Source organism: Kitasatospora sp. NPDC033851 (assembly GCF_055576085.1).
In genome coordinates this window covers 249,683-267,951 of record NZ_JBVIRL010000007.1, presented here as the reverse complement: position 1 = coordinate 267,951, position 18,269 = coordinate 249,683, and the positions used below count along the sequence as shown (strand labels likewise).

At 72.3% G+C, this 18,269-nt stretch carries 22 protein-coding genes; 14 read left to right on the top strand and 8 right to left on the bottom strand.

The genetic code is table 11. The features are described from left to right. Nucleotides 1-59 precede the first annotated feature (59 nt). Nucleotides 60-1,703, bottom strand: coding sequence for an APC family permease (locus ACZ51D_RS16670; RefSeq protein ID WP_465621043.1), 1,644 nt, complete (start codon nt 1,701-1,703; stop codon nt 60-62). Between the two features lie 97 nt (nt 1,704-1,800). Next, complete coding sequence (locus ACZ51D_RS16665) at nt 1,801-1,947, bottom strand: hypothetical protein (RefSeq protein WP_465621041.1); 147 nt, start codon at nt 1,945-1,947, stop codon at nt 1,801-1,803. Between the two features lie 44 nt (nt 1,948-1,991). Between ACZ51D_RS16665 and ACZ51D_RS16660 the strand changes: the two genes are divergently transcribed. Then, entirely contained in the window at nt 1,992-2,162 is a 171-nt protein-coding gene (locus ACZ51D_RS16660; protein ID WP_465662634.1) for a hypothetical protein, read from the top strand. 13 nt (nt 2,163-2,175) lie between these two features. Here the strand turns inward: ACZ51D_RS16660 and ACZ51D_RS16655 are convergent, their stop codons facing one another. Beyond that, nucleotides 2,176-2,805 (bottom strand): hypothetical protein, encoded by a 630-nt coding sequence (locus tag ACZ51D_RS16655; protein ID WP_465662632.1) that lies wholly within the window; start codon nt 2,803-2,805, stop codon nt 2,176-2,178. A 184-nt stretch (nt 2,806-2,989) separates the two neighbouring features. Here ACZ51D_RS16655 and tmpA point away from each other — a divergent pair, with 184 nt between their 5' ends. Next, nucleotides 2,990-4,579 (top strand): 2-trimethylaminoethylphosphonate dioxygenase, encoded by a 1,590-nt coding sequence (gene tmpA, locus ACZ51D_RS16650; protein ID WP_465662630.1) that lies wholly within the window; start codon nt 2,990-2,992, stop codon nt 4,577-4,579. A gap of 43 nt (nt 4,580-4,622) precedes the next feature. On the opposite strand, the gene ACZ51D_RS16645 is transcribed toward tmpA, so the two are convergent. Continuing rightward, on the bottom strand, nt 4,623-5,357 hold the full coding sequence (locus ACZ51D_RS16645) for a GntR family transcriptional regulator (protein WP_465621179.1): 735 nt from the start codon (nt 5,355-5,357) through the stop codon (nt 4,623-4,625). 435 nt (nt 5,358-5,792) lie between these two features. Here ACZ51D_RS16645 and ACZ51D_RS16640 point away from each other — a divergent pair, with 435 nt between their 5' ends. From ACZ51D_RS16640 to ACZ51D_RS16595, 10 genes are all read left to right on the top strand, one after another. Next, entirely contained in the window at nt 5,793-6,956 is a 1,164-nt protein-coding gene (locus tag ACZ51D_RS16640; protein ID WP_465621033.1) for an ABC transporter substrate-binding protein, read from the top strand. Nucleotides 6,957-6,962: 6 nt separating this feature from the next. Next, nucleotides 6,963-7,934 (top strand): ABC transporter permease, encoded by a 972-nt coding sequence (locus ACZ51D_RS16635; protein ID WP_465621031.1) that lies wholly within the window; start codon nt 6,963-6,965, stop codon nt 7,932-7,934. After that, a complete protein-coding gene (locus tag ACZ51D_RS16630; RefSeq protein ID WP_396289799.1) occupies nt 7,934-8,743 on the top strand; it encodes an ABC transporter permease in 810 nt (269 codons plus the stop codon). The genes ACZ51D_RS16635 and ACZ51D_RS16630 overlap by 1 nt, the downstream gene beginning before the upstream one ends. A 54-nt stretch (nt 8,744-8,797) precedes the next feature. Then, a complete protein-coding gene (locus tag ACZ51D_RS16625) occupies nt 8,798-9,883 on the top strand; it encodes an ABC transporter ATP-binding protein (protein ID WP_465621029.1) in 1,086 nt (361 codons plus the stop codon). Nucleotides 9,884-9,933: 50 nt separating this feature from the next. Next, nucleotides 9,934-10,641 carry an HAD family hydrolase gene (locus ACZ51D_RS16620; RefSeq protein ID WP_465621028.1) on the top strand — a complete coding sequence of 236 codons (708 nt, stop codon included), beginning with the start codon at nt 9,934-9,936 and terminating at the stop codon, nt 10,639-10,641. 7 nt (nt 10,642-10,648) lie between these two features. Continuing rightward, complete coding sequence (locus ACZ51D_RS16615; protein ID WP_465621026.1) at nt 10,649-10,969, top strand: DMT family transporter; 321 nt, start codon at nt 10,649-10,651, stop codon at nt 10,967-10,969. Between the two features lie 155 nt (nt 10,970-11,124). Next, nucleotides 11,125-11,616 (top strand): hypothetical protein, encoded by a 492-nt coding sequence (locus ACZ51D_RS16610; protein ID WP_465621024.1) that lies wholly within the window; start codon nt 11,125-11,127, stop codon nt 11,614-11,616. Nucleotides 11,617-11,762: 146 nt separating this feature from the next. Continuing rightward, on the top strand, nt 11,763-12,095 hold the full coding sequence (locus ACZ51D_RS16605) for a WXG100 family type VII secretion target (RefSeq protein WP_465621022.1): 333 nt from the start codon (nt 11,763-11,765) through the stop codon (nt 12,093-12,095). A gap of 30 nt (nt 12,096-12,125) precedes the next feature. Continuing rightward, nucleotides 12,126-13,649, top strand: coding sequence for a WXG100-like domain-containing protein (locus ACZ51D_RS16600; protein ID WP_465621020.1), 1,524 nt, complete (start codon nt 12,126-12,128; stop codon nt 13,647-13,649). After that, a complete protein-coding gene (locus ACZ51D_RS16595) occupies nt 13,646-14,164 on the top strand; it encodes a hypothetical protein (RefSeq protein ID WP_465621018.1) in 519 nt (172 codons plus the stop codon). Before ACZ51D_RS16600 ends, ACZ51D_RS16595 begins: the two co-directional genes overlap by 4 nt. 58 nt (nt 14,165-14,222) lie before the next feature. Here the strand turns inward: ACZ51D_RS16595 and ACZ51D_RS16590 are convergent, their stop codons facing one another. From ACZ51D_RS16590 to ACZ51D_RS16575, 4 genes are all read right to left on the bottom strand, one after another. Then, a complete protein-coding gene (locus tag ACZ51D_RS16590; RefSeq protein WP_465662628.1) occupies nt 14,223-14,498 on the bottom strand; it encodes a hypothetical protein in 276 nt (91 codons plus the stop codon). Next, on the bottom strand, nt 14,447-14,737 hold the full coding sequence (locus ACZ51D_RS16585) for a hypothetical protein (RefSeq protein WP_465662626.1): 291 nt from the start codon (nt 14,735-14,737) through the stop codon (nt 14,447-14,449). The genes ACZ51D_RS16590 and ACZ51D_RS16585 overlap by 52 nt, the downstream gene beginning before the upstream one ends. Nucleotides 14,738-14,915: 178 nt before the next feature. Then, nucleotides 14,916-15,584: a phosphatase PAP2 family protein gene (locus tag ACZ51D_RS16580; RefSeq protein ID WP_465662624.1), complete on the bottom strand. Its 669-nt coding sequence runs from the start codon at nt 15,582-15,584 to the stop codon at nt 14,916-14,918. Continuing rightward, nucleotides 15,584-16,252: a DedA family protein gene (locus tag ACZ51D_RS16575; protein WP_465662622.1), complete on the bottom strand. Its 669-nt coding sequence runs from the start codon at nt 16,250-16,252 to the stop codon at nt 15,584-15,586. Before ACZ51D_RS16575 ends, ACZ51D_RS16580 begins: the two co-directional genes overlap by 1 nt. A 281-nt stretch (nt 16,253-16,533) precedes the next feature. On the opposite strand from ACZ51D_RS16575, the gene ACZ51D_RS16570 reads away from it, so the two are divergent. Together ACZ51D_RS16570 and ACZ51D_RS16565 are read left to right on the top strand one after the other, a co-directional pair. Next, nucleotides 16,534-17,001 carry a BlaI/MecI/CopY family transcriptional regulator gene (locus tag ACZ51D_RS16570; RefSeq protein WP_465621014.1) on the top strand — a complete coding sequence of 156 codons (468 nt, stop codon included), beginning with the start codon at nt 16,534-16,536 and terminating at the stop codon, nt 16,999-17,001. Then, nucleotides 16,998-18,116 carry a M56 family metallopeptidase gene (locus ACZ51D_RS16565; protein WP_465621012.1) on the top strand — a complete coding sequence of 373 codons (1,119 nt, stop codon included), beginning with the start codon at nt 16,998-17,000 and terminating at the stop codon, nt 18,114-18,116. Before ACZ51D_RS16570 ends, ACZ51D_RS16565 begins: the two co-directional genes overlap by 4 nt. Nucleotides 18,117-18,269 lie beyond the last annotated feature (153 nt).

The following is an 18,269-nucleotide window of genomic DNA, read 5'->3' as shown; positions in this document are numbered from 1 at the left end:
ACACAGCACTGCGGCCCCCGGAGGACGTCCTCCGGGGGCCGCACCCGCTCCGGGACGCCTCAGTGCCCGCCGGCGTCCACCACCTCGACGCCCCGGATGTTCCGCTCGATCTCCTCCGTGGGCAGCGCGACCGCCAGCGCCCAGTAGTAGACGACCAGCGAGAACACCACCACGACGCCGATGTCCCACCACAGCGGCAGGTTCCCCTGCGAGCCCTCGCCGAAGGTGCCCTGCCAGGAGACGATCCCCATCCCGACCAGGTAGACCGGCAGCCACTGCCCCGCCTTGAAGTCCATCCGCGGCGCGTTCGGCACTCCCTTGGACGCGGCGTACGCGGAGTAGCCGCCGAGCAGCACGTACCCGATCACGATCGCCAGGCCGAGGCGCCACAGGGTGTCCCAGCCCGACCAGTAGATGACCAGGCTCGCCACCACGAAGGCCAGCGGCGAGATGACCGTGCCGCCGGGCAGGTGGTACGAGCGCTCCATCCCCGGCAGCCGCTTGCGCAGCACGCCGAAGGCCAGCGGCGCACCCGCGTACATCAGCACGACGGCCGAGGTGATGAAGCCGACCAGCCGCTGCCAGCTCGGGAAGGGCAGGAAGCAGATCACCCCGGCGACCCAGGCGATGATCAGGCCCAGCCAGGGCACCGAGCGCTTGTCGGTGTACTGCAGGGCCTGTGGGGCGTAGCCGTTGCGGCTCAGGCCGTACGTCACCCGCGAGCTGGAGGTCATGTAGACCAGCCCGGTGCCGGCGGGCGAGATGATCGCGTCGATGAACAGGACGGTGGCCAGCCAGCCCAGGCCGATCAGGGTGGCGAGGCCCGCGAACGGTCCGCTGATGCCGGGGTAGGTGAGCGTGCCCCAGCCGCCGGCGAAGGTGTCCGGCGGCAGGGCGCCGATGAACACCACCTGGAGCATGACGTAGATGATCGTGCCGATCACCACCGACCCCAGGACGGCCCGGGGGATGTCCCGCCGGGGGTTGCGGCTCTCGCCGGCCCACTGGATGGCCTGCTCGAAGCCGAGCAGCGCGAAGATCACCCCGCTGGTGCTGATCGCGGCGAGCACGCCCTTGGCGCCGTCCGGTGCGAAGCCGTGGACGCTGAAGTTGGAGCCGTGGAACTCGGTGATCCCGAGCGCGAAGATGGTCAGGATCGGGACGGCGACCTTCCACACGGTGGCCACGCTGTTGGTGTGGGCGAGGAGCCTGACGCCGAGGAAGTTGATCGCGACGAAGACACCCATCAGCGCGGCCGCGACCACGAACCCTGCGGCGGTGAGCGTCAGGTTCTTGTTCAGCAGGCCGTCCGCCCAGGACCAGTGCTGGGCGTAGTTGATCATCGCCTGCACCTCGATCGGCGCGATCGTCGCCGCCTGCAGCCAGGTGAACCAGCCGAAGGACATCCCCGCGAACCCGCCGAAGGCGTAGTGCGGATACCGCGCCGTCCCGCCCGCCACCGGGAACAGCCCACCCAGCTCGGCGTGCACCAGCGCCAGCAGGATGATCGCCACCGCGCCGACCCCCCACGACACCAACGCCGCCGGCCCCGCCGCCACCGCCGCCTTCTGCGCCCCGAACAGCCACCCGGAGCCGATGATCGCGCCGACCGAGGCCCACAGCAGCCCGGCGACCCCGACCTCGCGCTTGAGCCCGGTATGCCCGGAGGCTCCCGTACTCGAATTCGTATCGGCATGAGCCATGCCCGGCCGCCTCTCACCTATCAGGACAAAATCCATCCCGACACTGCCGCAACACGCCGAACTCCCCCACGCCAAAACGCGCTCCGACCCGCACCTGTCAGCCAGACGGAGGAAGCGACCGCCGATGACGACCGCTCCCCTTCCGCAACAACGCCACCGGGGTATCGTCCTGCGCCTCGACCAGTTCCCCGCCCCGCCGCACGATCAGCGGATAAGCCTCCGAGAAGTCAGCCGCCACCGCCACCGGCCGCCAGACCCGCCTGGCGCAGGCGGGGCGTCGCCACCGCGATGCACCGCGCGCTGGTGGACGGGTTGGAGAGCCGGCGCGTGATGCTGAACAGCCGGCCGGAGGCGACGGCGGCCCAGGCCGCCTATCGGGCGTGGGGCTACCGCAGGGTGGGTGCGGCGGTTCCGTGGGAGGGCGCGGCGGAGCACGATGTCCTGGTGCTGGAGCTGTGAGGCGCCGGACCTGCTAGGACGGGACCTCGGCGAGGTGGCGGAACGTGCGGGCGTGGTCGGCGAGGGTGTCGCTGTCGAGCGTGATGTCGTCGTAGTGCTCGACGTAGATGGCCGCCATGCTGCCGTCGACCCAGGTACAGAACCCGAGGTCCTGGGGCTTCCCGGCCTTCTTCATGTCGGTGCCGTGACCGCATCTCATGACGCCGTCGCGGTCGCCCGGATCGACGGTGCGCAGGCCCACGACGTGCTGGCCGGTGCTCGCCAGGGTGGTCATGTGGTCGATCTCGGCCGAGGGCGCGATGGAGGGCAGCTCGCGAACAGCCAGGAGGACGGTCCGCGTCCTGTCCGCGGCCTGGTAGCCGCTGACCTTCGCATCGGCCAGGAGCGGCGAGATCTTGGGGAGCCGTTCCGCGGGGACGCTCGGCACCCCCAGGAAGTCCTTCGGCGGGCTGTAGCGGTACGCACCGAAGGCGGCGATGTTGTCGGCGAAGACCACAGCGAGGGTGGTGACTCCGGCGACCCCGAGTGCGGCCAGGGTCAGCCAGAGCCTGCGGCGGGAGCGCGGCGGTGGGGGCGGGGTCGGGGCGGCGGGGGTGACGTCCACCAGGACGTCACCGGCCGGGGTCTGATCTTGATCGAGCACCGGCATATCCGAGCAGGTCGGGGCCATGGGCACAAGAGATTTGGCGGCGGTCTCGACGGACAGTTCCCCGGACGTTCATCCGACGGGCACGCGGAACTCACCGGGGAGCGGCAGGCTCCCTGCCGGAGGCCGAGTTGGCTATACAACTTTACCGGCAGGGCTGCCGCCGAGGAGGAGACCACCGATGACCGAGCTGCCGCCGTACTGGCTGCGCGACAACTGCCCCTGCGCCGAGTGCCGGGATCCCCGGAACGGGCAGAAGCTGTTCCGGATCGGCGATCTGCCGGAGGGCCTGAGCATCGCGGCGAGCACCGAGACCGACGGGCACCTGGAGGTGCTCTGGTCGGACGGGCACCGGTCCCGGTACGCGCCGGAATGGCTCGACGAGGCGGACGAGGGAGACGGGCGCACCGAGGACGGCAAGCGGCTCTGGGCGGCGGCGGACTTCGCCCGCGGCATCCCCGAGGCGGAGTGGGCGGCGTACCTCGCCGACCCCGCCGAGCAGGCCGCCGTCCTGAGCGCCGTCCGCCGCAGCGGGTTCGCGGTGCTGCGCGGGGTGCCGGTCGTGACGGGGCAGGTGCTGCGGGTGGCGGAGAGCTTCGGGTACGTCCGGGTCACCAACTACGGGGAGCTGTTCGACGTCCGGGTCGAGCCGGACCCGAACAACCTCGCCTTCACCAGCGCCGCGATCGCACCGCACACCGACAACCCGTACCGCGACCCGGTGCCGACGCTGCAGCTGCTGCACTGCCTGGAGAACGCGGCGACCGGCGGGGACTCCGGGCTGGTGGACGGGTTCAAGGCGGCGGCGGTGCTCCGGGCGGAGTCACCGGCGGACTTCGCGACGCTGACCCGTACGCCCGTCCCCTTCGTCTTCCGCGACCGCCGCACCGAGCTGCGTGCCGACCGTCCGCTGATCGACGTGGACCCCCTCGGCCGGATCCGCGAGGTCAGGTTCAACAACCGCTCGATCGGCACCCTCCGGGGAGGCGACCGGGAAGCCTTCTACGCCGCCTACCGCCGCTTCGCCGCGATCACCCTGCGCCCCGAGTTGCAGCTCGCCTTCCGCCTCGGCCCCGGCGACTGCCTGATCTTCGACAACACCCGTCTCCTGCACGCCCGTACGGCGTTCCGACAGGACGGTCGCCGACACCTCCAGGGCTGCTACGCCGACCTGGACTCGCTGTCCTCCACCCTCGCCGTGCTGCACCGCCGCACCGCCGCCCTGGACGCGATCGCCGGGCTGTTCGCGGGCGAGGGCGCCGGGGAGTACCTGGGCGAGGAGGTCACCATGGCCGAGCACATGCTGCAGGCCGCCGCTGCCGCCGAGGCCGCCGGCGCGCCGGACCACCTGGTCGCCGCCGCCCTGCTGCACGACGTCGGCCACTTCTTTGACGAGCACGGCCAAGGTGCCCTGCACGGAGTGGATCTGATGCTGGGTCATGACAATCGGCACAGCCACACCGGCGCCGACTGGCTGACCCGCTGGTTCGGCCCGGAGGTCACCGAGCCGGTCCGGCTGCACGTGGCCGCCAAGCGCTACCTGTGCGCGGTCGAGCCCGGATACCGGGAGCGACTGTCCGAGGCCTCCGAGTACACGCTGGCCGTCCAGGGCGGCCCGATGTCCGACCGGCAGGCCACCGAGTTCGCCGAACTCCCGGGCGCCACGGACGCGGTGGCGGTGCGGCGCTGGGACGAGCAGGCGAAGGTGGCCGGCGCCGCGACCCCCGGCTTCGACCACTACCGCCCGCTGCTCGCCTCCCTCATGCGCTGACCCCGCAGAGCGCACGAAGCACGCGGAGCGCACGGGAGGTGGCTCAGTCCATCTCCCGCGCGTGCCGCGAAAGCGCCGAGGTGGCCAGGGAGTTGTGCACGCTGAAGGCCACCGTCCCGGGCAGGTAGCGGTCCTGGGACCATTCCACGGGCGTGCCCGTCGGGTCGGTGGTCCGGCGCCGTTCGCGCAGCAGCGGGCTGCCCCGGCGGCAGCCGAGCAGTCGGGCGTCCTCGGCGTTGGCGGCGACGATATCGATGGTGTGGTCGGCGTCGGTGAACAGGATGCCGTGCTCGCGCAGGACTTCGGTGTGGGAGACCACGTCCGGGGGCAGTTCGGCGACGATCTCGCCGACCCTCGGCGGGTAGACGGTGCGCTCGACCATCACGGGCGTGCCGGAGAGCGTGCGCAGTCGGACCGTCACGTACACCTCGGCGCCCGGTTCCAGGCGCAGTTGCTCGCGTTCGGCGGCGTCGGCCGGGCGGCGCACCAGCGAGTCGAGGATGCCGCCGGGCTCCTCGCCCATCGAGTAGGCCCAGTGCGTGAAGCTGAGCAGTTCGGAGAAGCTCTGTACCCGGGCGCCGCCGAGCACGACCCGGCGGGTGCCGCGGCGGGAGGTGACCAGTCCGTCGGAGCGCAGTACGGCGAGCGCCTGGCGGACGGTGCCTCGGGAGACGCCGTACTGCTCGGCCAGCGCGCCTTCGGCGGGCAGCCGGCCGGCCTCGCCGTACGCGCCGGTGGTGATGGCCTCGCGCAGGTCGGCGGCCACCTTCCGGTACAGGGCTCCGGAGGTTCGCTCCTCGGTCGCGGCGGGGCGCTGGGGCTCGGTCGCGGCGGGGCGCTGGGGCTCGGTTGCCACGTCAGTCAATGTCCCTCCTGGGGCAGTGTCCTGCGCAGCCGTACCGGCGCGGACAGCCCGACCTTATCCCGCTGCGCTTTCGAAGCATGGCACCGAACGGATCACGCTCCGGTGGCCGGATTCCACCGTTCCCGCAGCCGACCCCGGTTCTGGGCCGTCTGTTCACCTTCCCGTCACCGGACTGCGGCGTACTTACCCCCGTCAGCGAAGTTGGCTAGTCAACTCGGACGGTTCCGAACAGCCCCCGTAGCCCGGACGACTCCGGAAACGACTCCGGAAATCACTCCGGACCGCCACTCGCCAGATCCCCCGATCGAGACGCCCACTCGCAGTTCCCCCTTCTCAGGAGACTGACCCGTGTCCGTGCACCGCGCCCGCTCCGCCGCCTTCGCGGCCGTCCTGACCGCTGCCGCGCTCTCCCTCACCGCCTGCGGCTCCGCCGGCTCCTCCGCGAAGTCCGGCGACGCCGCGGGCGGCAAGAACGCCAAGACCGCCACCTCGGTCGCCGACTTCGGCGGCATGGACGGCCTGGTCGCCGCCGCCAAGAAGGAGGGCAAGCTGCACGTCATCACGCTGCCGCGCGACTGGGCGAACTACGGCAAGCTGATGGACGACTTCAAGGCCAAGTACGGCATCGAGATCGAGGACGAGAACCCGGACGGCTCCAGCCAGGACGAGATCAACGCGGTCACCTCCCGCAAGGGCCAGGACCGCGCCCCCGACGTCGTCGACCTCGGCTCCGCCTTCGCGATCAGCGCCGGCAAGCAGGGCCTGCTGGCCCCCTACAAGGTGACCGACTTCGACAAGATCCCGGCCACCATGAAGGACGCCAACGGCCTGAGCTACAACGACTACGGCGGCTACATGTCGATCGGCTGCGACGCCAAGAAGGTGTCCGTCTGCCCGAAGACCTTCGCCGAGCTGCTGAAGCCCGACTACAAGGGCATGGTCGCCCTGAACGGCAACCCGACCAAGGCCGGTGCCGCCTTCGGCGCCGTGTACGCGGCCGCGCTCGCCAACGGCGGCTCGCTGGACAACATCCAGCCGGGCATCGACTTCTTCGGCAAGGTCAAGCAGACCGGCAACTTCAACCCGGTCGAGGTCACCCCGGCGACCATCGAGAAGGGCGAGACCCCGATCAGCATCGACTGGTCGTACCTGAACGCCGGCTACGCCGACAAGTTCAAGGACAAGGGCATCGACTGGCAGGTGGCCATCCCGTCGGACGGCTCCTACGCCCAGTACTACAACCAGGCGATCAACAAGGACGCCCCGCACCCGGCGGCCGCCCGCCTGTGGGAGGAGTACCTCTACAGCGCCCAGGGCCAGAACGGTTTCCTCGGCGGCTACGCCACCCCGGCGCTGTTCGACGCCATGAAGGCCGCCGGCACCCTGGACGCGGCCGCCTCGGCCAAGCTCCCGCCGGTCGAGAAGCCCTTCACCACCTTCCCGACCCAGGACCAGACGGACGCGGCCAAGAAGGTCGTGACCGAGAACTGGGCCAAGGCGATCGCGGGCTGACCTGAGATGACCACGGCACCCACCCCGGTGCCGGCCTCCGCCTCCGCCGCCCAGAGCGGCGGAGGCGCCATCGCCGGCTCCGTCACCCCCGTCACCACGGCCGCCAAGGCCCCCCGCCCCGGCAAGCGCCGGGCCGGCGGCAGCCGAGCCTGGCTCGCCGCCCTCCCCCTCCTGCTGTTCTTCGTGATCGGCTTCGGCCTGCCGGCCGTGGCGATCGCCATCGGCGCGTTCACCACCTCCTCGGACGCGCCCGACGGCGGCGGCACCTTCACCGCCGCCAACCTGACCGGCTCCCTCCAGGGCGCCTACTGGACCGCCCTGTGGGGCAGCGTGAAGCTCTCGCTGCTGACCGCGCTGATCGCCACCGTGGTCGGCCTGCCGCTGGCCCAGGCCGTGGCGACCTCCCGGTTCCGGATGTTCCGCGAGGCGGTGATGTCGGCCTCCGGCGTGCTCGCCAACTTCGGCGGCGTGCCGCTCGCCTTCATGTTCGTCGCCACCCTCGGCAACTCCGGCGAGGTCACCAAGAAGCTCGGCCTGACCAAGCACGGCTGGAGCCTCTACACCTTCTCCGGCCTCTCGGTGGTCTACCTCTACTTCCTGGTCCCGCTGATGGTCATCACCATCACCCCGGCCCTGGAGGGCCTGCGCGTCCAGTGGCGCGAGGCCGCCTACAACAACGGCGCCACCTCCCTGCAGTACTGGCGGCACGTGGCGCTGCCCGTCCTGCTGCCCTCGCTGCTCGGCGGCTTCGTGCTGCTGTTCGGCGCCTCCTTCGCCGCGTACGCCACCGCCGAGGCCATGGTGGGCAGTTCGGTGCCGCTGATCTCGATGCAGATCGGCGACGCACTGTCCGGCAACGTCCTGGTCGGCCAGGGCAACCTCGCCCTCGCCCTCGGCCTCGACATGATCGTGGTCGCCTGCCTGGTGATGGCCGTGTACCTGCCCCTTCAGCGCCGGAGTGCCAAGTGGCTCGCCTGATCGATCGCATCCGTTTCGGCCGCGGCCTGGTCCTGCTGGTCTGCGCCGTCTACTTCGCCGTGCCGATGGCCGCCTCGCTGTGGTTCAGCATCGACGACAACAAGGGCGGCACCACCTTCCGCGCCTACACCGAGCTGCTGAACGCCCCCGGCTTCACCGACAGCCTGGTGCTCAGCCTCGAACTGGCCGGCGTCACCGTCGCGGTGCTGCTGCTCCTGCTCGTCCCGGCGATGCTCGCCGCCCGGCTCGGCGCGCCCAGACTGCGCCCGGTCATCGAGGTGATGTGCTCGATGCCGCTGGTCGTCCCGGTGGTGGCGCTCACCACCGGCATCATCGGTGTACTGCGCTGGGGCCCGGACTACCTGCAGGACACCCCGCTGTTCCAGACCATCGTGGCGATCCAGAACCCGGACTTCCCGATCGTCCTGGTCATCGCGTACGTGCTGATGGCGCTGCCCTTCGCCTACCGGGCGATCGACGCCGGGCTGCGCGGCGTGGACGTCGTCACCCTGGTCGAGGCCGCCCGCAACTGCGGCGCCGGCTGGCTGCGCGCGGTGTTCACCGTCGTCCTGCCGAACCTGCGCAGCGCCCTGCTGAACGCGGCCGTGCTCACCGTCGCCCTGGTGCTCGGCGAGTTCACCACCGCCTCCATCCTCGGCTTCGCCCCCTTCTCGGTGTGGATCAACTCCAACGGCAAGAGCGACGGCCAGATGTCCGTCGCGGTCTCGATGCTCAGCCTGCTGATCGTCTGGGTCGTCCTGCTGCTGATGTCCGCCGTCGGCCGCGGCCGCAAGGCCGCGCGCTCCTGAGCGCACCGCCCTTACGGTCCTGAACCGCCCCACGTTTTCCAGGAGTCACCAGCCATGACCACGGCCCCCGCCCCCGTCACCGGCGTCGCGCTCGCCCCCGGCAGCGCCACCGTCGAGTTCCGCTCGCTGCGCCGCTCGTTCGGCGCCACCACCGCCCTCGACGGCCTGGACCTCACCGTCCACCCCGGCGAACTGCTCGCCCTGCTCGGCCCGTCCGGCTGCGGCAAGACCACCGCGCTGCGCATCCTGGCCGGCTTCGAGCAGCACGACTCGGGCGAGGTCCTGGTCGACGGCCAGGACATCACCGCGATCCCCGCGCACAAGCGCGACGCGGGCATGGTGTTCCAGTCGTACAGCCTCTTCCCGCACCTGACCGCGCTGGACAACGTCGCCTTCGGGCTGCGGATGCGCGGCGCCGGCAAGGCCGACCGCCGCAAGCGCGCCCAGGAGCTGCTGGAGCTGGTCGGCCTGCCGCACCGCGCCGAGCACTACCCGCACCAGATGTCCGGCGGCCAGCAGCAGCGCATCGCGCTCGCCCGCGCGCTCGCCCTGCAGCCGCGTGTGCTGCTGCTCGACGAGCCGCTGTCCGCGCTGGACGCCAAGGTCCGGCTGCAGCTGCGCGAGGAGATCCGGCGCCTGCAACAGGAGTTGGGCATCACCACCCTGTTCGTCACCCACGACCAGGAGGAGGCGCTGTCGATGGCCGACCGGGTCGCGGTGCTGCGCGCGGGCAGGCTGGAGCAGTGCGCCACCCCGTCCGAGCTGTACGGCCGGCCGGCCACCGCCTTCGTCGCCGAGTTCGTCGGCACCATGAGCCGCATCCCGTGCACCCGCACCTCGGACGGCGTCGAGGTGCTCGGCCGCCGCCACACGGTGGACGGCGAGATCCCGGCCGACGGCGAGCTGCAGGTGCTGGTCCGCCCGGAGAACGTCACCCTGACACCCGCCGAGAACGGCCCCGCGCTGGTGGTCTCCGCGTCCTTCCTGGGCGCCGTCACCCGGCTCACCGTCCGCCTCGACGACGGCACCGAGGTCAAGGCCGACCTGCCCACCGAGGCCACCGCCGCGCTGCCGGCCGGCTCGCGCGCCGAGCTCACCCTGCCCGAGCGCCCCGTGCTGGTGGACCGCCGCCCGGCCTGAGAGCCTTGCACGTCCCTGCTCCGACGTTGAGAACCACCGAAGGTACCGCCATGCCTGAATCCGTCCTGCCCGAATCCGCCGCCTCGTCCGAGGCCGCCCTGCCCGCCGCCGTCCTCTTCGACATGGACGGCACCCTGGTCGACACCGAGCAGTTGTGGTGGCAGACCGCCGCCGAGATCGCCGAGGAACTCGGCCACCCGCTCACCGACGAGGACGCCCCCGAGGTGCTCGGCCAGGCCGTCGAGCACACTGCCGCCCACCTCCACCGGGTCAGCGGCACCACCCTCGACGAGGCCGAACTCGCCGCCCGGCTGGGCGAGTCCTTCGCCGGCAAGGTCGCCGTCGAGACGGTGCCGCGCCCCGGCGCGCTCACCCTGCTCGCCTCGCTGCGGGACGCCCGGGTGCCCACCGCGCTGGTCTCCGCCTCCCCGCGCCGGGTGGTCGACCTCGTGCTGTCCGCCATCGGCCGGGACTGGTTCGCCGTCACCCTGGCCGCCGAGGACACCGAGCGCACCAAGCCCGCCCCCGACCCGTACCTCGCCGCCGCCGAGCGGCTGGGCCTGGACCCGGCCGTCTGCCTCGCCGTCGAGGACACCCCGACCGGGGTCGCCTCCGCGAGCGCGGCCGGCTGCGCCGTGCTCGCCGTGCCGTCCACCGCGACGCCGATACCGGACGGGAAGCGGATCACGCTGCTCGCCAGCCTGGAGCAGGCCGACCTCGCGCTGCTCGGGAAGCTCACCGCCGCCCCGGCGGTTTGACACCGACATGCCCTACGTCCTGCTCGCCCTCGCCATCCTGAGCGAGGTCTGCGCCACCAGCTGCCTCAAACTCACCGACGGGTTCACCCGCCTCTGGCCGAGCCTGGCGGTCGGCATCGGCTACGCGCTCTCCTTCCTGCTGCTCGGCCGCGCGCTCAAGCACATCCCGGTCTCGGTCGCCTACGCGGTCTGGTCGGGGGCCGGGACGGCGGCGGTCGCCGGGATCGGCGTGCTCGCCTTCGGCGAGTCGCTCGGGCGGCTGCAGTGGCTGGGGATCGCGCTGGTGATCGTCGGGGTGGTCGTGCTCAACCTCAAGGGCAGCCAGTGACCGTCGATTTCCGAACAGATCCCGACGGACCCTGACGGACTCTGACGGACTCTGACGGATCGTCATGTCACAAGACAGCTGGTCAACTCGCCGACCGGAGCGGGAAGTCGGACGGGCCGACTTCCCGCTCCGAGCCGTTCGCTACGGTGTTGCCCATGACGAACCCCCGGCCCCACCACTACCGCTTCGTCCACCGCGAGCTCGCCCGCCAGGTACTGGAGTTCGGCCCGCGCGTGGCCACCCCGGCCCCGGACGGCGGCAGCCTGCTGCCCGTCGTCACCAAGATCTGGGACGACCTCGGCGGGACCCTTCCGCCCGAGGACCGCCTACCCACCCACGGCCTCGACTGCCGCCACCTGTCGGTCGACGGCCACCACATGCTGCTGGTCACCCTGCCCAGCCCGGTCGGCGCCACCGAGGCCCACTTCGTCGCCGCCGTCCACCCCCAGGGCAGCCGGACCGTCCGCTACGTGACCCTGGAGCACGCACTCAACCCCTTCGACGGCAGCCCCGGCACCGTCCTCGGCGAGTGGACCACCGAGAGCCACCTCAACCACGGCCCGGGGCCCTCCCCCGTCGCCGAACTCTTCGTCGCGTCGGTCGTGCAGCTCGTCACCCCGAAGAAGCGCGGCTTCTGGCGCCGCTGACATCCAGCCCACCCCATGGCCCGGTCAAGCAAATGCCCAGCTACGGCAAAGTGTTGCTCGTCACACGAACCATCTGGAACCCGCCCGCCCCGCCGAGTCTTCTTCCCCATCGCACGTCAGATGGACGACGGACGGGGGGAGAGACCGTGGCGGACGACGGGGCGAAAGCCGGCGGGCCGGAGTTCAAGATCCGGCCGGGGGACCTGAAGGACGCCGCGCCGACGTTCGAGAACCAGAGCAAGGCGCTCAAGGAAGCGCTCGACAAGCTCAAGCAGAGCCTCACCGAGGCCGGCAGCCCGTGGGGCGGCGACAAGCAGGGCAACGAGTTCGCCCAGGCCTACAACGGCCCGCACGACAAGGTGCTCTCCGCGCTCGACGTCCTGGTCAAGGGGCTCACCAGCATCCACGACGGCCTGGTCGCCCACGCCGACAACCACACCGACGCCGACAACCACGCTCGCAAGAACATGACGCCATGACCGGCGCTCCCTTCCGGACGGGGGCGGCGGGTGGGTGAGTCCACGGCGGCGAAGGCCGTCCGCAAGCTCACCGGGATGTGGTGGCCCGACGCGGACCCGGACAAGCTCCGCAAGGTCGCCGACGCGTGGGAGGCGATGGCCACCGCCATCGACAACGTCACCGCGCCCACCAACCAGGCCGCCGCCGCGATCGTCGCCAACAACCACGGCCCGGCGATCGACGCCTTCGGCACGTTCTGGGGCCAGTACTACGGGGGCAAGGACAGCGCGGGCCAGGGCAAGGGCTGGCTCCCCGACACCGCCACCGCCTGCCGCAGCCTCGCCAAAGCCCTGCGCGACTTCGCCGCCGAGGTGGACAAGGCGATCAAGAAACTGGAGGAGGAGGCCGCGATCGTCGGCGCGACCCTGGTCGCCGGCACCGCCCTCGCCTTCTTCACCGTCGGAATCTCCGAAGGCGTCGCCGTCACCGCCGCCGCGGGCATCGTCGCCACCGCCGCCGGCCTCGGCGTCGCCGTCTCCGAGACCATCGCCATGATCGCCGCCACCGTCCTCACCGGCGTCGTGTTCGGCGCCGTCGAAGCGATCGCCGTCGACGTCGCCGTCGCCCAGCCCATCCGGGTCGAGTTCTACGACGACGGCGGCTACAGCCTCAAGGAGGCCGTCGACGCCGAGAAGACCGGCGGCATCATGGGCGGCGCCGGTGCCGGCCTCGGCGCCGGCGCCCGCGTCGTCGCCAACGCCGCCGAGCGCGCGGAGAGTGCCTCCGTCGCCCTCGCCGGCCTGGCCAAGGTCGCCAACGCCGCCGACACCCTCCCCGGCCGCATGGTCACCGGCGCCGGCCTCACCTACGGCTACGACACCGCCTTCAAGACCGGCCCCGTCATGCCCTTGGACCTCGTCCTCGGCGCCGTCGGCGGCGCCGCCGCACCCGGCCGGAGCAAGACTCCGTTCCCCGACACCGAGGGTTGGGGCGGCGCCGGATGGGTTCATGAGCCGTCGGAGTTCGCCGGCGGGGTGTACGAGAAGGTCCGCGCGACCCCCAACAAGGTCGACCTCCCGAAGATCTCCGAGAACACCGGCATCGACCCGTCCGTCCTCCGCCAAGTCAAGTCCCACCTGTTCCGGGAGCAGCACACGGTGGCGGTCGGCCCGCTGGACACGAAGCGGGGGCTCTTCACTCCACGCGACGACATCGCGGAGATCTGGCAGGACGCTCACGCGGGCAAACTCGACGCCGCCGGCCTGAAGGAGTTCCGCTCCCTGATGGCCCATGAGTACATCGAGAGCGAGCTGATGAGGGGAGGGCTTCCCTACGTATCGGAGCATCCGGACGTCTGGAACGAGGCGCACGACAAGCTGTTCCCGCAGGACGTGAGCAAGGCCGGCGCCCATGATCTGGCGCCGCATTCCGTGGAGGGCCATTTCCGCCCCTGGGAGACCCGCTTGGGGCTGACGCCGCCCAAGACGCCGCTCGCGGACGACCTTTCGAACATTGATACCGTGGTCTCCGAGATCAAGCAGGAGCTGCGCAGGAACGGGGTGAACGTCAAGTGACGAATCCGTCGCGTCTCATTCTGGATCGCCTGCGTGCGGTCGAGTGGAGCGACTGGGACGGCGCACAGCCCCACCTCCGCTCCCGGGCCGCTCTGATGCGCGAGTACCTGCGGCGGTCCGCCCTCTGGGCCGACGCCTTCGACGCCGCAGGCCTCTGGCCGTTCTTCGACATCGCCCTGCACATCGACCCCACCGTCCGCGCCGATTCCGACGTTGCCGCCGACCTGGAGGCCTACCTCTCCGGCGCCGTCCGGCGTCGCACCATCCGGGAGACCTGCCGAGGCGCCGTGCACTGGCCCACGTTCCGCCGCGAGACGAAGGTCGTCCTCCCCGAGCTGCCCGACCCCTACGACCCGCTCCTGCTCCTCTACGGGCGCGGAGGCGGTTTCTACGTCGAGGAGCACATCGACCTCGACGGCATCTCCGTCCCTCTGGGCCAGTTGTCGGACCATCTGTCTCGCGTCCCGGTCGTCGACCTCGATCCGGCCACGCTCGACGCGCTGGACGCGACCTGAGCGGCAGTGCCGTCGGCGGCTCGGCCCGGCCGGAGCCGCCGACGAAGGCCCGCGGGGCCTACGACCGCACCACCCGCGCCCGCAGGTAGTTGCGCCGGCCGAAGTTCGGTTCGTCCACCGCCGTCAGCTCCTCCACCTGGAACCGGTACAGCGCCGCCGCCCCGCCGCCGGTGAGGAACTGGCGCCGGACCTCCTCGTCCTGCGCGAAGGACGGGTAGCGCCCCTGGTACGCGGCCAGCGCCGCCTGCGCCTGCCGCCCCCAGGCCTCGCCCGCGCTGCCGGTCAGCTGCAGTCCGCGCAGCTGCTCGCCGAAGGCGGGCGGCGGCAGGAACACGGTGGCGGCGGCCCGGGCCTCCTCGGCGAGATGGTGGCTGTGCCGGGTGGAGCGCTCGCTGACGAAGCGAGGACGAGGTCGTCGTCGTGGGCGAAGAAGGCGAGGTTGGCGTGCGGTCCGTGTTCGTGGCCGGCGGTGGCGAGGGTGAGCACCATGGCCTCCGCGAGCAGGCCCTCGACGCCCTTGTGCAGCAAGTCGCCCGGCCAGTCCCCCTGTGTGATGTCGAGTCTGTACGGCATTCGGCACTCCCTCCGCTGGCACGCCCGGCGCCCTCGCGCCCCGAGCACGACTGAGCCGGGCGGGCGCCCCCTGAGGAGGCCCCACGCCCGGCTCACATGCTCTACCCGCCACCCCGGCGGAACAAGGGTCGCGGAACGGGTGGAACGAGCGCGATCAGCGCCGCCGCACCCGACGGTCTCAGTGCCGCTGCGCCCCGTACGCCGAGTGCCCGTGGCTCACCAGCGGCGGCACCCCCGGGCCGAGCAGCGGCCGCAGCGCGCCGGTCCGCATCCGGTCCACCAGTGGCCCGCAGCGCCCGGCGACCGGTGCCAGCACCACCGCGACCAGCAGGCCGACCAGCGCGCCCACCGCCACGTCGTGCGGGTAGTGCACGCCGACCCAGACCCGGGAGGCGGCCATCAGCACCGCGAACAGGCCGGCCACCCAGCCGAGCCGCCGGTTGACGAACCAGAGCGAGGCCGCGGCGGCGACGGCGATCACCGAGTGGTTGCTCGGGAAGGACCAGTCCCCGGTGCCCGGGCAGGTCTCCAGCGAGACGCTGCCGGGGATCTGCGCGCAGGGCCGGACCTCCTCGACGATGCCCTTGAGCCCCGAGTTGACGACGTAGGCGATGACCACGATCACCGGCGAGGCCAGCACCTTGGCCATCACCGCGGAGTCCGCGCCGCGCGCCCGCCACCACGCCCAGAGCATAAAGATCGCGAACAGGCCGAGACCGATCGCCGACCAGACCTTGATCAGCTCGTCCAGCCAGTGCGGGGCCGACTGCGCCCACCCGTTGACGCGGGTGTAGAGGCTGCCGTCGATGCCGCTGCCGTCATAGACGGCGAGGGCCCGTGAGGACATCACGCGTCACCTCCGTGACGTGGCGCCTTACGGGCGCGGAACAGTTCGAGAACAATGGGGAACACGGAGACAACTACTACCAGACCGATGATGGGCAGCAGATACTGGTCGATCCCGGGTACCGACGATCCGAGCGCGTACCCGGCGAGCACCACGCCGACCGTCCAGACCGCACCGCCGACGACCTGCCAGAGGGTGAACGAGCGGACCGGCACTTCGAGCACGCCGCACAGCGGATTCAACACCGTTCGGACCACCGGGATGAACCGGGCGAGCATGATCGCCTTGCCGTGGCCGTACTTCGCCAGCAGTTCCTCGGCCCGCGCGGCGCCCTTCAGCAGGCTCTTCCGCCTGGTGCGGCGCAGCAGCGACCGGCCGCCGCGCCGGCCGATCAGGTAGCCGACCTGGGCCCCGCCCAGTGCTCCGACCAGGGCGGCGGGCAGCACCTGCCACAGTTCCAGCTGGGGCCCCTTGGTCACGCCGGGCACGCAGAGCAGTCCGGCGGTGAACAGCAGCGAGTCGCCGGGCAGGAAGAAGCCGATCAGCAGGCCGGTCTCGGCGAACAGCACCACGGCGATGCCGAGCGCGCCGAAGGCGGCGAGCAGTGAGGACGCGTCCAGCGGGTTCACCGCGAGGTGAACGGCCGGATCGCCGGGGAACTGGAGCAAGGCTGGCGGACCTCCCGTACGTTGGAGGGCGGTTCACGGCGCATTCCGCCGGAACCGACCGGTTCACAGCGGATCCGCTCAGGCCGGCTGTTCACGGCGAACCCGCCGGGACAGCGGTTCACAGGGACCCGCCCGGACCGGGAGGTTCACAGGGACCGCCCGGACCGGGGAGGTTCACAGCCGGACTTCACTGCCGGGCTCTTCAGCCGGACCCGCCCGACCGTCTACAGTCACGTAGACGGTCTACATGACTGTAGACGAAACTTGGAGGAATCGCCGCCATGTCCGACGTACCGTCCGCCCGCCGGCCCGCCGGGGAGCTGGAGGCCGAGGTGCTGGCCGCCCTCTGGTCGGCCCGGCAGCCGATGACGCCGCAGGACGTCCAGGCGGCGCTCGGCGGGGACCTCGCCCGCACCACGATCGCGACGATCCTGGCCCGGCTGCACGACAAGGGGACGGTCGAGCGCACCCGGGCCGGCCGCGCCTACGCCTACACCCCGACCGTCCAGGACACCGCCGGACTGGCGGCCCGCCGGATGCACACCGAGCTGGGCCGCGAGGCCGACCGCTCCACCGTGCTGGCCCGCTTCATCTCCGACCTCTCCGCCGAGGACGAGCAGCTGCTGCGCGACCTGCTCGGTGACGGCCCCGCCGGCCCCGGCACCGGAGCCGCCGACGCCGGAGCCCTCACCAGAACCGTCGGCGACGACCACCCGTGGCCGGGCAGCAGGGGAGCGGCCGGCCGATGATGATCGCCGTCTGGGCCCCGCTGCTGCTGCCGTTCCTGGCCGCCCCGCTGGCCCGCCGCCTCGCCGAACTGCTGTCGCCGCGAGCCGCCGCCTGGATGCTGGCCGGCAGCGCCGCCGTCCTGGCCGGCGGCACCCTCTGCTCGCTCGGCCTGCTCGCCGCTGCCGGGCTGCTCCAGCTGCCGCCGGTCGCCGCCCTCGGCCACCTCTCGCTGCCGTGGCTCACCGCGGCCGCGCCGGCCGCCCCGCTCGCCGCCGCGGCGGCGGCCCTGGCGCTCGTCGCGCTCGCCGCGCTGGCGGTGCGCACGGCCCGCCGCCGACGGCTGGAGCTGCGCACGGCTTGGGCCTCCCTCCCGGCCGATGACCGGCATCCGGATACGCGCCTCCCGCGCGCCACCGTGCGCCGGGCTCGCACCCCGGATCGCCGCACCGCCCCGCCGAGGCCCGCCGAGCCCGCGTTCTCCGCCCTCCTGCGGCCCGCCGGATCAGTGCTCACGGCGCTTCTGCGGCCCGCCGAGCCCCCGCTCGCCGTCCTGGACGACGAGCGCGCCGACGCCTTCGCCCTGCCCGGCCGTCTGCGCCGCCCCGGCCGACCGGGCGAGCCCGGCCGGATCGTGGTCACCTCGGGGATGCTGCGGGCCCTCAGCGGCCCCGAGCGCTCCGCCCTGCTCGCCCACGAGCGCGCCCACCTGGCCGCCCGCCACCACGTCTTCCTCGCCCTCGCCGAGCACGCCGCCGACGTCCACCCGGCGCTCCGCCCGCTGCGCGCGCCGCTCGGGTACCACCTGGAGCGGTGGGCCGACGAGGTGGCGGCGGCCCGGGTCGGCGACCGCACCGTGACCGCCCGCGCGGTCGGCCGGGCCGCCCTCGCCGCGAGCCGCTCCCCCTGGCCGGACCGGCCCAGGCTGGCCCCCGCCGCGCACTCCGGGCCGGTCCCGCGCCGGGTCGCCGCCCTGCTCCAGCCCCGCCCGGCGGCCACCCCCGGCACCCGGCTGCGGGCGGTCGCGCTGGCCCTGGCCGCCTGCCTGGCGCTGAGCACCGGCGCCACGCTGGAGGCCACCGCCGACCTGCACCACACCGTCGAGGCGGCCCAGCAGGGCGTGGGCGCGCAGCGCTGAGACCCACCCGGGCCCGGGGGTCGCCCGGGGCCGGGGCCGCCCCCGCGTACCGTCCGGTATGCCGAGTTGGCAGACCCCATCCCCACGGGCCCAGCTCACCCGTACGCTTTCGTCAGCGCGTCGGCCCCGGCGCGACCTCGAACGGCGGCGAGG